Source organism: Hungatella sp. L36, assembly GCF_014288035.1.
The window spans coordinates 69,800-83,509 of sequence record NZ_JACOPC010000020.1; the positions used below are offsets into that span (position 1 = coordinate 69,800).

Below are 13,710 nucleotides of genomic sequence, written 5' to 3' on the forward strand. Positions count from 1 at the left end.
CTGAACCTGGATGAAGAAAACAAGAAAATTTCCGGAAAGAGCGGTTTTTTGACCCCGGAAGACGGTTAGCCGGATTGTTTTTGTACCTGCGATCCGTATAATAAGTACTAGTACTGAGAATAAAAGGATAAAGGAGAAGAACGAGATGAAAAAAATGTTTATGATGGCGGCCGCAGGCGTGCTGGCAGTGAGTCTGACTGCATGCGGGGGGAACCAAAAGAGTGCGACGGAAAGCGTAAATGCGGGGGCGGAGAAGTCCGAAGCGCAGAAGACTGAGGCGTCACAGGAGAAGACGGAAACCGAAGGAAAGGCAGAAGAAAAGCACATGACAATGACGTGGTGGGGAAACCAGGTCAGGAATGAAAGGACCGAGGCGGCTCTCGATCTGTATTCAGAGGAGAACCCGGGGGTTACCTTTGACAGTCAGCCGGCGGAGTGGAATGATTACTGGGTGAAGCTGAATACGGCGGCAGGAAGCGGAGAGCTTCCGGACCTGGTGCAGATGGATTATAAGTATCTGGCCCAGTTTGTGGACAGCAATTCCCTGGTGGATTTAACGCCGTATATGGATGACGGCACCATCGATACCAGTAACATCAATCCATCCACTTTGGATCAGGGGAAAATTGGAGATAAAATATATGCGGTCAGTCTGGGCCTTAACGCGCCGGCCATGTTTTACAACAAGACACTGACCGATCAGCTGGGAATTGAGATTAAAGACAATATGAGCATGGATGAGTTTATTTCCATTTGTAAAGAAATCTATGAGAAATCCGGTGTGCAGACGACAATCGCCTACAACGACGGAGAGAATTTTATTGAATATATGATGCGTGATCAGGGATACGTTCTGTTTGAAAACGGGAAATTAGGGGTTCCAGGGCCGGAGCCGCTTGAGAAATTCTTTGCGCTGTATGAGCAGGGCGTAAAGGAAGGCTGGCATGTAAGCCCGGATATCTATGCAGAGCGTACCCTGGGTTCGGTAGAGCAGCAGCCGATGGTTTACGGCGGCGAAGCGTGGTGCCAGTTCAACTATTCCAACCAGCTGACCGCAGTAGAGAAAACCGCAAAAGAGGGAATCGGTTTTGAGGTCGGGATTACCACCTGGCCGGCGGATCACCCGGAAAAAGCCAATTACCTGAAGCCAAGCCAGTTTATTTCCCTGTCCGTGGACAGCAAAAATCCGGAAGAGGCGGCAAAGGTCATCAATTACTTTACGAATTCACAGGGGTGCAACGACATTCTTCTGGCAGAGCGGGGCGTGCCGATCTCGTCTGTTGTAGCTGCGGACACGGCAGAGAAGCTGGATGATGTAAATAAGCGAATTGTGAATTATATTAACGATGTGGTAACACCTTCCTGTTCCAAGATCAATCCTCCGTCTCCGGATGGAACCAGCGAGGTATTAAAGGTAATCGATCAGCTGGAGGAAAAGGTCTGCTACGGCGAGATGACCGCAGCGGAAGCTGCAAAACAGCTGTTTGAAGAAGGAAATAAAATTTTGGGAAGTAAATAAGAGGTTGGGAAGTAAATATGCAGAGACGTAAAAAGCAGGGTAAGATGCATTCTGCCCTGCTATTTTTCTGCCAGTTTCAGGTTCAGGAAGGAGTATTTCATGGGAAAGAATAATAAAACGTTGAGACAGAAACTGAATACGGAGGAGACCGCGGGAATCATCTGCACCCTGCCGTTTACCTTTGGATTTCTGGCATTTACCATAGTGCCCATGCTGATGTCACTGTATTATGCCTTTACGGATTACGATATCAAGAATCCGCCGGTTTGGGCGGGATTAAAAAATTTCATTAAAATGTTCACCGACGATCCCCGGTTCGTAAAGTCTCTCCAGGTGACCTTCTACTTTGCGCTGACCTCGGTTCCGCTGCGTCTGATCTTTGCCCTGCTTGTGGCTCTGCTGCTGCTGAGAACGACAAAGGCGACGTCCTTTTACAGAGCGGCTTACTACCTGCCATCTATTATCGGCGGCTCCGTCGCAGTCTCCATACTCTGGAAGCGGATGTTTGCAAAGGAAGGTGTCGTCAACGCGATTCTCGGAATGTTTGGGATTCACACGACGTTTGCATGGCTTGGCAATAAGCATACGGCCATCTGGGTTCTGGTGGTCCTGGCCGTATGGCAGTTCGGTTCCTCCATGCTTATCTTTCTTTCGTCGTTGAAGCAGATCCCTCAGAGTCTGTATGAGGCCGCCCGGGTGGATGGCTCCAATAAGTGGCAGCAGTTCTGGAAGATTACACTGCCGCTTCTCACACCGACGATCTTCTTTAATCTGGTGATGCAGATGATCAATGGATTTCTGGCATTTACACAGTGTTACATTATCACGCAGGGAAAGCCCATGGATTCCACCCTGTTTTACACCGTATACATGTATGAACAATCGTTTCAGTTCAACAATGCGGGGTATGGCGCCGCCATGGCCTGGGTGATGCTGCTGATCATCGCCCTGATTACAGCAGTTCTCTTTGGAACGAAGAAATTCTGGGTCTATGAAGGAGGATTATAATGAGCAGGAAAAAAATAGGAACGGTATTCTACCATATTATCGTATGCGGCATGGGAATTATTATGATTTACCCACTTCTCTGGATGATCATGAGCTCTTTCAAGGAGAGCAACACGATTTTTTCAACGGCCAGAAGTCTGATCCCGGAGCATTTTATCCTGGATAATTATAAGAACGGCTGGAAAGGATTTGGAAAGACGTCCTTTTCCGTATTTTTTAAAAATTCCTTTTTTATCTCCACCGTATCGACTTTGGGCGCGGTAGCGTCCTCCGCCATCGTGGCCTATGGCTTTTCGCGGTGCCGTTTCCGTGGGAGAAAGGTGCTGTTTGCAGCGATGCTGGTATCCATGATGCTGCCGTTCCAGGTTATCATGATACCTCAGTATCTGTGGTTTAAGGTACTTGGCTGGACAAACAGCTTTAAGCCGCTCATTGTGCCCTACTTTTTCGGCCAGGGATTTTTTATCTATATGATTATGAATTTTATCGATGGAATTCCGAGAGAGCTGGATGAGGCGGCTAAAATTGACGGCTGTTCCTATTACGGAGTCTTTGTCAGGATCATTCTCCCTCTGGTCGTCCCGGCCCTTATTACATCGGCGGTGTTTTCCTTTATGTGGAGATGGGACGATTTCCTGTCGGCTCTGCTGTATGTGAACAAGACGAGTATGTATCCGGTTTCTCTCGCGTTAAAGCTGTTTGCAGACCCCAGCTCGTCGTCGGATTACGGAGCGATGTTCGCCATGGCGACGCTGTCGATCATGCCTGCGATCATAATCTTTATCTGTCTTCAGAAATATTTGGTGGAGGGAATATCGACCTCCGGATTGAAAGGATAAGAGTGAACGAGTATGGAAAGATATGAGAGTATTTATTATCGGGGCGGTGCGGAGATCAGCAATGTACTCCGGACCGTGGCAAACCATTATATCGGAATGAATCCGCCGGAGCCTTTTACGTTCTGTGCATTTTCCAGGGAGGGCCCTGGCTGGGACAGGAATGGCTGTCTGTGTATGGATTTACGGGAAAAGCTGCCTGACGCAAAGCAGGGGGAAAATGCCTATGCCGCCTTCCGTATCTGGAGTGACAGTGAGGAAGAAAAGCTCTTTGAAATGGCGTGCTTCGGCCCTGCCAGGCTTTATGTGGCCGGAGAAATGGTATTCCAATCTTCCGTGACGGAGGAGGTGAACGTGAAGCATAAGAAGGCATTCCCCGTTCAGTTAAAGAGGGGGTGGAATGATTTTATCTTCTGTTTTAGCAGTACAGCTTCCGGATTTGGAGCCATGATCGCACCGGAGGAGGTGCGATGGCACTGGCTCCCGTTTTTGGCACCGTTCACCGAGAGGGAAGGCTGTCTCGGAGCCGTCTATTCACAGGCTTTTCCGGGAGATTTCAGGAAAATGAAACCGGATTTCTGCCTCGGCGGAAGCGAAAGAGAGACGGGATTAGAATGGTATCCCCAGCGCTGGAGCGGGGAGGCGGCAGACTGGAACCGTGAGGCAGCAGGCGGGCACCGGTGGGAGACAGTATTTGGAGAAATCGAACCGGGACAGCGTATCTATGGCAAAACCAGTCTGCGGGGAGACGGACGCGAGATTATGATTCAGACCGGGGCCGGTGGGACCGGGGCCTGTGACCGTGTTCGGGTATGGCTGGATCAGACGGAAATACTGGACTCCTGCCAGGAACAGAAAACGGCCTGCGCGGCTGCGGAAGGCTGCCACACGGTGACGGTCATGGTGGAGAGAACCGGCCTGTCAGAAAAGGGAAATTATCCCTCTGTGGAGATATACACGGAAGGCGGACCTGCGTGCTGTGAAATGCCGGAGCGTATATGCGGAGCGACGGGAGACTGGCTGTATCTGGGCCCGTTTGAGAACTCTGTACCTGTTTTCCGTCCGGAGGAGCTTACCCTGAACCGTCTGTATGATACGGGAAATGGAGGAACCTACTGGCGCCTGGACGGAAAGGACAACTGGGTACGGCCCTGCCTGCAGAATGAGTTGTTTGGCAGATGGAACTATCCTCTGGGAGTCACGCTGTACGGCCTGCTTCAGACCGGGCGCCATCTGGAGGAGAACGGAATTACACAGTATGCGGCCAGTCATATAGCACAGTGTGTTCAGATGCAGGAATACGCCATGTGGGACGAGGCTGTCTACGGATATCCACAGATTAACAACCAGCTCTGTACCATGTCCATGTTGGATGACTGCGGATCCTTCGCCTCTGCCATGCTGGAGGCATACAGCGAAATCCATGAGGAGACTGCAAAGACGGCAGTCAAAACCATTGCAAAGCGGGTGGCGGATCATATGGAGCACGTGCAGGAGCGGCAGGAGGATGGTGCTTTTTACCGGATATGCAAGGACTTTTTCATGGAGAACACCATGTGGGCCGACGATCTCTATATGAGCACCCCATTTTTAATCCGTTACTATCAAATGACGGGGGATGCCGTTTATCTGGAGGATGCGGCGAAGCAGTTTATGCTGTTTAAAAAATACCTTTTTATGGAACGGGAACAGGTGATGTCCCACGTGTATGATTTCAAGTATCAGACACCGACGAAGATGCCATGGGGAAGAGGGAACGGCTGGGTTCTTTTCTCTCTGTCGGAGGTACTGGCCGTGCTTCCGGAGGACCATCCGAAGCGGGAGGAGCTTCTTACATTTTTCAGGCAGCTGTCGGAAGGGATCTTAATGCTTCAAGGTGGAAATGGGCTGTGGCATCAGCTCCTTACCCATGAGGATTCCTATGAAGAGACATCCTGCACCGCTATGTTTATCTATGGTTTTTCAAGGGGAATCCGGTACGGATGGCTTCCGGATGAGGACAGACGTTACAGAAAGGCGGTCCAAAAGGCCTGGGAGGGCCTGACAAAGTATGCGATTGACAGAAAAGGCAATGTATACGGCGTTTGCCGCGGTTCCCAGTATTCATTTACGCCGGATTATTATAAGTACGATCTGACGTCCAGGGACAACGATACCCATGGAATCGGCATCGTCCTGCTGGCAGGAATCGAGGCGGGAAAGCTTGAATAAACAGAAAACAGGATCCGCCGGGGCGGATCCTGTTTTCTGTTTATAGTTTAAAGAGTGCTTGTGATGGCGGAATTTCATTACTCTTTTTCGTAACCTTCATAGGTGACAATACCCTGCTTATTCGTGCTGAAGTACTTGTCGTCGCCGTTCTTTAAGTTCTTCTTGCCCTTAGCGAGTTTTCCGGAGGTGCCGATTAAGTAGTCTTCGCCATTGTAAGATACAACCTCGTATTTTGCATCGCGGTCAGCCTTCAGCAGGCGGCCCTTGATGTAGATGGAATCGTCATAGATTCCGTTGTAGCCGGCACCCTTGTCGCTGCCGGACTTGCGGAAGTTGTAGGTATATTTCTCGCCGTCGATATCGATAGTGGTCTTGCCGGTAGCCATGACGCCTTCCTTAGGAGAATCTCCGAAGTAGTATACGTCGCGCTCGTCAGCAGAATCCGGAAGATCGCTTTCTGCCTCGATCTCTTCGTAGGAATCGATCTTCTTGTCATCATCGAAGGTCAGCATATAGAGTCCGTGAAGCATTTCGCCCTTTTCGTTGAATGCGTAGCGGTAGTTGTTGATTGTCTTGATCTGGCTCTTGACGAGATCGCCGTTGTTCTGAGCGTAGAACCAGTATTCTGTTCCGTCATCGTAAGCTTCAGGATCTACCTCTGCGCCTGGAATGGTCTTGAACCAGCCCTTGGCCAGCCAGCACTGTTCCGGAAGGTTGTAGTATAAGTTGCTTCCGCTTGCAGTTGTGGTGGAAGCCTTGGCATACCACTCGGATTCCGCTGCGCCGTTTTCATTGAAGCGGTATTTTAAACCGTTGATGGTCTTGGTGGTATCTTTTACTTTTTTACCGTTGGTACCGAAGTAGAACCAGTAGGTTCCGTCGAAGTTATCCTCTTCCGTATCCGGATCGTCGACCTCCTGAAGGCTCCATGCGTTTAATACCTGAGCGCCGTCATCGGAATTGCCGCAGTAGTACACGCCCTCTCTCCAGGCTTCATCGCCTGTGATTCGCTCGGAATCCTCGCCAACCCATCCGAAGAGCATTCTTCCTTCTGAGTCAAACGCATATTTTTTCCAATCTCCGCTGGCTTTGCGGATCGATTTAAAGGAGGTCTTTCCGGAGCTGGAGGCCTTGTAGGCTTTTCCGTTGTTCTGGAAGTAGTACCAGTACGTCTCCGGTGAGTCTTCTTCCTCGTAATCGGAAGGGATTTCCCGCCATTCGTTGGATACCATGGCACCTACGGAGTTTACATAATAGTAGTCATCGTCATATTCAATGACGCTGCTCTTGGCCATATCTCCTGATGAATCGAGATAGAACCAGTTGTCGCCTGATTTCTTCCAGGCATCGGTCACTCTGCTTCCGCTGGAGTCGATATAGACCCAGTTGTCGCCTTCCATGGTCCAGCCCTGTGCTGCAAATGCTGTCATAGATGCGCCTATGGTAAATAGCGCGGCAGCGCATGGAAGAATCCATTTTTTCATCTGTTTCTTCATAAATTAATTTCCCCTTTCAAAAGAAAATCGTATCCTCTCAGCAGCTCTCCTGCTGATAACACGACTTTAAACCATGGAGCGGCTCCAAGGTCAAGCGGAGTAAAAAAGGCGTAAGAATGCGTAAGAAAATAAAAAAATATTAAGAAAATCAGCTCTTGACCATGGACCTGCTCCATGGTTTAAAATAAAAGCTTTTTTCAGTACAGAGGAGCGGCAGCAGTACCATAATAACCATAAAATCCCAATCCAGCCGTGCTATGATAGCTATATAATGATGATGTCACTTACTAACCGTCATTTGTTGAAATCGACATCTTATTGTCAGATTATTATAATGAAGTTACAGGAGACAGGCAGGGCTGCAACAGAGAGGAAAACATTATGTATACAAAAACATTTCAGGTTGTCCAATACCTGGCTGACACTCTGGATAGTTATGTCACCTCCGGACAGCTGGGGGCACATCTGGGAGTCAGCAGCAGGATGATTCTTCGCTATGTCAAGGAAGCAGAAGCGCTGGGAAGGGAGAACGGATTTGAAATCCGTTCTTATAAGGGAAGGGGGTATCAAATAAAAATCACAGATCAGGTGCGCTGCCAGGCATTTTTTAAGGACATGGGAGGCCACACGGGCAGTCAGGGGGATGAGCTGATACGGGAAGTGGTGAGACGGATCCTGATCTGTGACGGATGTAAAATGGATGAGCTGGAAGAGCTGTTCAATTACAGCCGCTCCAGCATGTCCAGAATTACGACGCTGTCCAACTCCTATCTGGAGAATTTCGGACTGGAGCTGTTCAGCAAAGCCTATACGGGACTCTACATCAGCGGGAATGAGATCAGCATACGGGACTGTATGTACCATCTGCTGGAAAAGACAGAGGAAGAGGAAATCTGGAACGCCCTCGATATCCGGGAGGTGCAGGAGAGGGATATCCGCAAGTGGATGGACAGATGCTTCAAAAAATACGGGCTCTGTGCAAAGGAAAAAGAAGAGCAGCAGTTTTTCAAATACCTGGCCATTACGATCAAGAGAATCTCTCTCGGAAAGGAGATTTACTTCGGCTATCTGGCTCATCTGGACGGAAAAGAGCCGTTCAAAGCGCAGATGAAGACGACCAGGTGTCTGTTAAAGAAGTATTTTCCTAATAACAGGCTGGAAGGGGAGTGCATGTATTTGACTCTGATCTGGATGCAGACGTTTGGCGGAAACAGCCGGATCAACCAGATCGACGAGCACAATCTCATGTTTTTCCACGGTCTGGTCATGAAGGGGCTGAAAAAAATCCAGGATAACTACGGTGTGGATTTGAACGGCGATGAAGTGCTGGTCAACGGCCTGATCCTCCATGTGGCCTCCAGTTACGGCAAATACCTGGTACATATGGAGACGGAGAATCCGTTTTATGAGGAACTGCAGAAGATCTATCCGACGGCCTACTATTACGCCATCGAGCTGGCGGAATGCATTACGGAGTACACAAAACAGAATCTCTCCGTCGGGGAACTGGGATTCCTCACCATGTACTTTGCATCTTCCCTGGAACAGGAAAATAAGATCCGTAAGTTTAAGACTGTTTTAATCAGTGAGACCATGCCTGGGGCTGCGCGCCTCTTAAAGAGCCGGCTGGAGCAGACCTATACCGGGCTGGAAGTAATGGATATGGGGAATTACGGAGAAGGAGATGCACTTCCGGAGGAGGCGGACTTTTATATTACGATGCTTCCCTGCGGCCAGGAGAGCAGCCTGGAAAAGGAAGTGGTCACAGTCAGCCCGTTTCTGAATGAAAAGGACCAGATGAGGATCAATTTCGCCCTGATGCGGTTAAAAAGGCGGGAAAGCCTTGAGACCCTGTGCAGGCGGGACGGTTTTTATCTGTGGGACAAGCCCATGAGAAAAAAAGGCGTGCTCACCAGAATCTGCGATCTGCTGATCGAGCAGGGGAGGCTTTTAGAGGAACAGAAGAATGCCGTCATGAAGCGGGAGAATCTGGTGTCCACGGAGATATCGCCCTTTGCGGCACTGCCACACTGTCTGATTGACGGAGAGAGCTTTTTCGTCTTCGTACTGATGAAAAATCCCGTTCCATGGGGAAAGGCCAATGTGAGACTGGTGATCCTGGGCTGCTTTAAAAGAGGAGATGAGAAAATCAAGGAAGTGCTGGAACGATTGTTCCTGCTGGTATCAGATGAAGAGTGGATCAATAAACTGGCAGGCAGTAAATGCTATGAAGAATTTATTACATATTTAAGGGAATTTGATGGAGGGTACCTATGCTGACAGACATATTGACAAAGGACGTAGTCCGGCTGGATGTGGAAGGACTTACAACACCGGAGGAGGTAATTCATTTTAGTGGTCAGCTGTTAGTGAACAGTGGGAAAGTGAAGGAAACTTATATTGAAAAAATGGAGGAGGCATTCCATGACCTGGGTCCCTATATGGTCATGGCGCCGGGAATCGCAATGCCTCACGCAAGACCATCGGGAGATGTGTCTGAGCCCTGCATCAGCTTCATCAGGCTCAAAGAACCTGTGTCGTTTCATCACCCCTTTAATGATCCGGTGAGACTCGTATTTGCTCTGGGCGGTGTGGAAAACGACAGCCATCTGGCATTGCTTCAGGAACTGGGGAGATTTCTGGAGGACGATAACGTCAGAGAACGGCTATTGACAATCACCTCTTACGGGGAACTGGCAAAATTAATATAGAAGGAGAATTTATGAGAGTGATAACAGTGTGTGGAATGGGATTTGGCACCAGTCTTATGCTTCTGATGACGATTAAGGATATCGGTAAGAAGCATCACGTAGCAGTGGAAGGGGAAGCGGTGGATCTGGGTTCCTACAAAGGAAAGCCCTGTGATCTGATTGCGGCTTCCTCGGAGATCGCCAAACAGATCGTGGCCGATGTGCCGGTTCTGTCGGTTACCAATTTACTCGACAAAAAGGGGATCGAAGAAATGATTCTTCCTTATATGAAATAACTGAGGAGAAGACAAAAGGAGAAGAACGGTATGATAAAATTTTTAGTTGATTTCTTAAGCCAGCCTACGGTTGTGTTAGGCCTTGTAGCTATGATTGGTCTGATCGCTATGAAAAACAGCGTGTCGGACGTTATTTCAGGAACCTTTAAGACGATTCTGGGATTTTTAATACTGAGCGCCGGATCCAATGTCATTGTGGGGGCTTTGATTCCGTTCAGTTCTATGTTTAACAGCGCGTTCGGCATGGCGGGGATCGTGCCGGAGGATAACTCTCTGGTGGCTGCGGTGCAGGTCATATTGGGATTTGAGACGCCTCTCATCATGCTGTTCTCATTTCTGATCAATCTGCTTCTGGCGCGCATCACGCCGTTTAAGTATATTTTCCTGACCGGACATATGATGTTCTCATTCGCTGGTACCATGGCGATCGTCCTGGATCAGATGGGAATCAGGGGCTGGGAAGCGGTGGCAATCGGCTCTGTAATCCAGGGAATATCCATGATCGTATTCCCGGCTATCGCCCAGCCGTTTGTGAGAAAAATATTAAAGACGGATGAAGTGGCATTTGGTTTCTGGGGAAGCTCCCTTGTCTGTCTGAGCGGATTCGTAGGCGGCCTGTTCGGCAAAAAGGATCGTGATCCGGAACAGGACACCTGGGAACAGGTTCACGTATCCGACAAATTCAATTTCCTGAAGGACATGTCCATCCTCATGGCCATCGTCATGATTGTGGTATATATCCTGACCGCGCTGATCGCAGGCCGTGAGACGGTGACGGCGCTGTCCGGCGGACAGAACTACATCATCTATACCCTGATTCAGGCTCTCACCTTTGTGGCGGGCGTACTCGTCCTCTTACAGGGAGTCCGCATGTTCCTGGGAGAAATCATTCCCGCGTTCAAGGGCATCAGTGAGAAGCTGGTTCCAGGCGCCAGACCGGCCCTGGATATCCCGATTTTCTACAGTGTCGGACCGATGGCAACCACTGTTGGTTTCCTGGCGGCGATGGTGGGCGGTATCATCAGCACCATGATTACCACCAGAATGAACGTTGTCGTGCTTCCGGGCGTGATTGGTCTCTTCTTCATGGGCGGCGCGGCAGGCGTGTTCGGCGATAAACTGGGCGGCAAAAAGGGCGCTGTGGCAGCAGGCCTCTTCCTCGGTGTGTTCTTCACCCTGATTGTGGCTGCTGCATATCCCTTTGTCAATGTGGGCGCTTACGGAGTGGAAGGCTTATGGTTTGCTTCGACGGATGCCATTATCGTATCGGTGCTGATGCGCCTTGTGGGCATGGTGTTCGGTATCCCGCTGTAAGTCGTTTGACTGCTGCAATTTTAATTAGAAAGAAGGACATAAAATGGAAAGATTCGCAAGGACAGTTTTGGGTGACATCAAGGGAGAGGAGATGGGATTTACGTATCCCCATGAGCATCTCCACGCGGTTCCGCCGCCATGCCAGAAGGACAGGGATTTAGAGCTGAGCAGCTATGAAAACAGCGTGCAGGAGCTCCTGAATTTTAAGGAGGTCGGGGGACGTACCCTGGTGGAAGCCTCTACGCTGGACTATGGCAGGGATTTGAACATTCTGAAACGGATGGCTCAGGAGACAGGGGTTCATATCATCGCTACCACCGGCTTTAATAAGCACATCTACTATCCGTCCTGGGTGGCGGAAAAGTCCATGGAAGAGATCGCGGGTATGCTGGCAAAGGATGTGATGGAAGGCGGCGACGGATCGGATGCGAGAGCCGGATTCATCAAAATCGGCACGTATTACAACATGATCCATCCTCTGGAGAAGAAGACGACAATCGCGGCGGCCACCGCACAGAAAGCCTGCAAAGCGCCGATCTGGGGGCATACGGAGGCCGGCACCATGGGCATGGAGGTGCTTGATATCCTGGAAAATGAAGGTGTGGATTTAACCACGGTGGCCCTGGGCCATCTGGACCGCAATCCGGACGAGTACTATCTGCTTAAGCTGGCCGACCGGGGAATCTATATTCAGTTTGACGGGCCAGGCAAGGTAAAATACCATCCCGATTCTACGAGGGTAGCCCTCATCCGTTCCCTGATCGGGCATGGTTACGGCAGGCAGCTGCTGATATCCGGGGATATGGGACGCGCCTCCTATCTGGAGGCCTACGGCGGAGGTCCGGGATTCCGCTTTATCAAGACGAAATTTATCGCCCGTCTTCTGGACGAGGGTATCAGCCAGCAGGATATCGACACGATCTTTATCGAGAATCCCAAGCGGTGGCTGGCCGTATTTTAAGGAGGGCGCACATGATTGAATCGATCAGACTCATGGCAATTATTCGGGATGTGGAGCCAGTTTACGCTGTACCCATCGCAGAGACGCTGGTGAGCGAAGGAATAACCGGCATTGAAGTGTCCTTAAGTGACGCGGAAAAAGGATTCGGCTGTATTGAGAACATTCAGAAGAGGTTTTCGCCGGATGAAATCTGTTTGGGAGCCGGCACGGTTACGAAGAAGGAGGAGGTGGACCGGCTGGCCGCCATGAAGATTCCTTTCTTCTTAACGCCGGGCTACGACGACGAACTGGTGGCTTACGGCCTGTCAAAGGGTATGGAGGTTCTGCCTGGCGTCCTGACACCTGGAGACGTTCAGAAGGCGCTTAACAGAGGCGTCAGGCGTCTCAAGCTGTTCCCGGCCGATGCCTTTGGAATGTCTTATATTAAAAGTCTGAAGGGGCCTTTTCCGCAGGCGGAGTTTGTGGCTGTGGGAGGCGTGAATGAGACTAATGTGTCCCAGTTTCTGAAGGCAGGTTTTGCCGGCGCGGCCGCCGGCAGCAATCTGGTGCCCCGTAAGTCCACGGACGGGAATCTGGAGCTGATCCGGCAGAAAGCCCGGCTGTACGTCCAGGCAATGGAAAGGGAGGCATAAAGCGATGGCATTTATCGTCCAGAATATGACCTGGCCCATGGTGAAAGAACGGCTGGAGGTGTGTTCCACCGCCATCGTACCCATAGGCTCCACGGAACAGCACGGCTATCACCTCCCTCTGGGAACCGACGTCTTCCTGGCGGAACATCTGGCGCGGCTCATATCCGACCGCACCGGGGCGCTGGTATTTCCAACACTCAATTTCGGCTATTCCTGGGTATGGCGCGACCGGATCGGCACCATATCCCTCCCTCAGGACCATTTGCAGCTTATATTAAAGGACATTGTAAAATCCGTGGAGCGGTACGGCGTGACGAAGCTCGTCTTTTTAAACGGCCACGAGGCCAACGGCGCCTCCATGAAATATGCGATCCGCGATATCCAGGACACCACCTCTGTGAAGGTTCTGGGAATGTTTTATCCGGGCCTTCAGCCCATTTACGACAAATATATGGAGAGTCCTACCTGGGGAGGCATGTTCCACGCCTGCGAGTTTGAGACATCACTCATGCTGTCTGCCAGGGAGGAGCTGGTTCACATGGACCTGGCCCGGGCCGAGTATCCGGACAGGCCGCCCCTTTACGGGATGGACAATACCTCCATCGGCGACTTGAGCGTGTCCGGTACATACGGCGATCCCACGGCCGCGGCCAAAGATAAGGGGGACCGCATGTTTGAGGAGTTCGCCGCGAATGCCGCGGATCTGATTACCAGGCAATAAAGAATAAGATGCGCAGCATCGAAAAG

General features: G+C 50.5%; 12 protein-coding genes. 11 read left to right on the plus strand and 1 reads right to left on the minus strand.

All coding sequences use genetic code 11. The features are described from left to right. Nucleotides 1-145 precede the first annotated feature (145 nt). The 4 genes from H8S80_RS29930 (at nucleotide 146) to H8S80_RS29945 (ending at nucleotide 5,574) form a co-directional block, all read left to right on the plus strand. Nucleotides 146-1,519: an ABC transporter substrate-binding protein gene (locus tag H8S80_RS29930; protein ID WP_117622887.1), complete on the plus strand. Its 1,374-nt coding sequence runs from the start codon at nucleotides 146-148 to the stop codon at nucleotides 1,517-1,519. Between the two features lie 99 nt (nucleotides 1,520-1,618). Then, the gene (locus H8S80_RS29935) at nucleotides 1,619-2,527 is read left to right on the plus strand and encodes a carbohydrate ABC transporter permease (RefSeq protein ID WP_117622888.1); all 909 of its coding nucleotides are present in this window, start codon (nucleotides 1,619-1,621) and stop codon (nucleotides 2,525-2,527) included. Continuing rightward, a complete protein-coding gene (locus H8S80_RS29940; protein ID WP_117622889.1) occupies nucleotides 2,527-3,366 on the plus strand; it encodes a carbohydrate ABC transporter permease in 840 nt (279 codons plus the stop codon). Before H8S80_RS29935 ends, H8S80_RS29940 begins: the two co-directional genes overlap by 1 nt. Nucleotides 3,367-3,378: 12 nt before the next feature. Further along, complete coding sequence (locus tag H8S80_RS29945) at nucleotides 3,379-5,574, plus strand: glycoside hydrolase family 88/105 protein (RefSeq protein ID WP_117622890.1); 2,196 nt, start codon at nucleotides 3,379-3,381, stop codon at nucleotides 5,572-5,574. A 77-nt stretch (nucleotides 5,575-5,651) separates the two neighbouring features. Here the strand turns inward: H8S80_RS29945 and H8S80_RS29950 are convergent, their stop codons facing one another. Beyond that, nucleotides 5,652-7,070, minus strand: coding sequence for a PspC-like choline-binding domain-containing protein (locus H8S80_RS29950; protein ID WP_025529171.1), 1,419 nt, complete (start codon nucleotides 7,068-7,070; stop codon nucleotides 5,652-5,654). Nucleotides 7,071-7,451: 381 nt separating this feature from the next. On the opposite strand from H8S80_RS29950, the gene H8S80_RS29955 reads away from it, so the two are divergent. From H8S80_RS29955 to H8S80_RS29985, 7 genes are read left to right on the plus strand one after another with little or no spacing between them, the layout of a single operon-like run. Next, complete coding sequence (locus tag H8S80_RS29955) at nucleotides 7,452-9,350, plus strand: BglG family transcription antiterminator (protein ID WP_117622891.1); 1,899 nt, start codon at nucleotides 7,452-7,454, stop codon at nucleotides 9,348-9,350. Then, nucleotides 9,344-9,781 carry a PTS sugar transporter subunit IIA gene (locus H8S80_RS29960; protein ID WP_002601441.1) on the plus strand — a complete coding sequence of 146 codons (438 nt, stop codon included), beginning with the start codon at nucleotides 9,344-9,346 and terminating at the stop codon, nucleotides 9,779-9,781. The genes H8S80_RS29955 and H8S80_RS29960 overlap by 7 nt, the downstream gene beginning before the upstream one ends. Before the next feature lie 11 nt (nucleotides 9,782-9,792). After that, a complete protein-coding gene (locus H8S80_RS29965; protein ID WP_002601440.1) occupies nucleotides 9,793-10,056 on the plus strand; it encodes a PTS sugar transporter subunit IIB in 264 nt (87 codons plus the stop codon). Nucleotides 10,057-10,086: 30 nt separating this feature from the next. Continuing rightward, nucleotides 10,087-11,370, plus strand: a complete 1,284-nt coding sequence (ulaA, locus tag H8S80_RS29970) for a PTS ascorbate transporter subunit IIC (RefSeq protein ID WP_117622892.1) — start codon at nucleotides 10,087-10,089, stop codon at nucleotides 11,368-11,370. 43 nt (nucleotides 11,371-11,413) lie between these two features. Beyond that, nucleotides 11,414-12,331: a phosphotriesterase family protein gene (locus tag H8S80_RS29975; RefSeq protein ID WP_002601438.1), complete on the plus strand. Its 918-nt coding sequence runs from the start codon at nucleotides 11,414-11,416 to the stop codon at nucleotides 12,329-12,331. 11 nt (nucleotides 12,332-12,342) lie between these two features. After that, nucleotides 12,343-12,963 (plus strand): bifunctional 4-hydroxy-2-oxoglutarate aldolase/2-dehydro-3-deoxy-phosphogluconate aldolase, encoded by a 621-nt coding sequence (locus tag H8S80_RS29980; RefSeq protein ID WP_002601437.1) that lies wholly within the window; start codon nucleotides 12,343-12,345, stop codon nucleotides 12,961-12,963. 4 nt (nucleotides 12,964-12,967) lie between these two features. Next, nucleotides 12,968-13,684 carry a creatininase family protein gene (locus H8S80_RS29985; protein WP_025529174.1) on the plus strand — a complete coding sequence of 239 codons (717 nt, stop codon included), beginning with the start codon at nucleotides 12,968-12,970 and terminating at the stop codon, nucleotides 13,682-13,684. Nucleotides 13,685-13,710 lie beyond the last annotated feature (26 nt).

Coding starts and splice junctions, on each gene's coding strand:
- H8S80_RS29930 (WP_117622887.1), top strand. CDS start 146: ATGAAAAAAATGTTTATGATGGCGGCCGCAGGCGTGCTGGCAGTGAGT.
- H8S80_RS29935 (WP_117622888.1), top strand. CDS start 1,619: ATGGGAAAGAATAATAAAACGTTGAGACAGAAACTGAATACGGAGGAG.
- H8S80_RS29940 (WP_117622889.1), top strand. CDS start 2,527: ATGAGCAGGAAAAAAATAGGAACGGTATTCTACCATATTATCGTATGC.
- H8S80_RS29945 (WP_117622890.1), top strand. CDS start 3,379: ATGGAAAGATATGAGAGTATTTATTATCGGGGCGGTGCGGAGATCAGC.
- H8S80_RS29950 (WP_025529171.1), bottom strand. CDS start 7,070: ATGAAGAAACAGATGAAAAAATGGATTCTTCCATGCGCTGCCGCGCTA.
- H8S80_RS29955 (WP_117622891.1), top strand. CDS start 7,452: ATGTATACAAAAACATTTCAGGTTGTCCAATACCTGGCTGACACTCTG.
- H8S80_RS29960 (WP_002601441.1), top strand. CDS start 9,344: ATGCTGACAGACATATTGACAAAGGACGTAGTCCGGCTGGATGTGGAA.
- H8S80_RS29965 (WP_002601440.1), top strand. CDS start 9,793: ATGAGAGTGATAACAGTGTGTGGAATGGGATTTGGCACCAGTCTTATG.
- ulaA (WP_117622892.1), top strand. CDS start 10,087: ATGATAAAATTTTTAGTTGATTTCTTAAGCCAGCCTACGGTTGTGTTA.
- H8S80_RS29975 (WP_002601438.1), top strand. CDS start 11,414: ATGGAAAGATTCGCAAGGACAGTTTTGGGTGACATCAAGGGAGAGGAG.
- H8S80_RS29980 (WP_002601437.1), top strand. CDS start 12,343: ATGATTGAATCGATCAGACTCATGGCAATTATTCGGGATGTGGAGCCA.
- H8S80_RS29985 (WP_025529174.1), top strand. CDS start 12,968: ATGGCATTTATCGTCCAGAATATGACCTGGCCCATGGTGAAAGAACGG.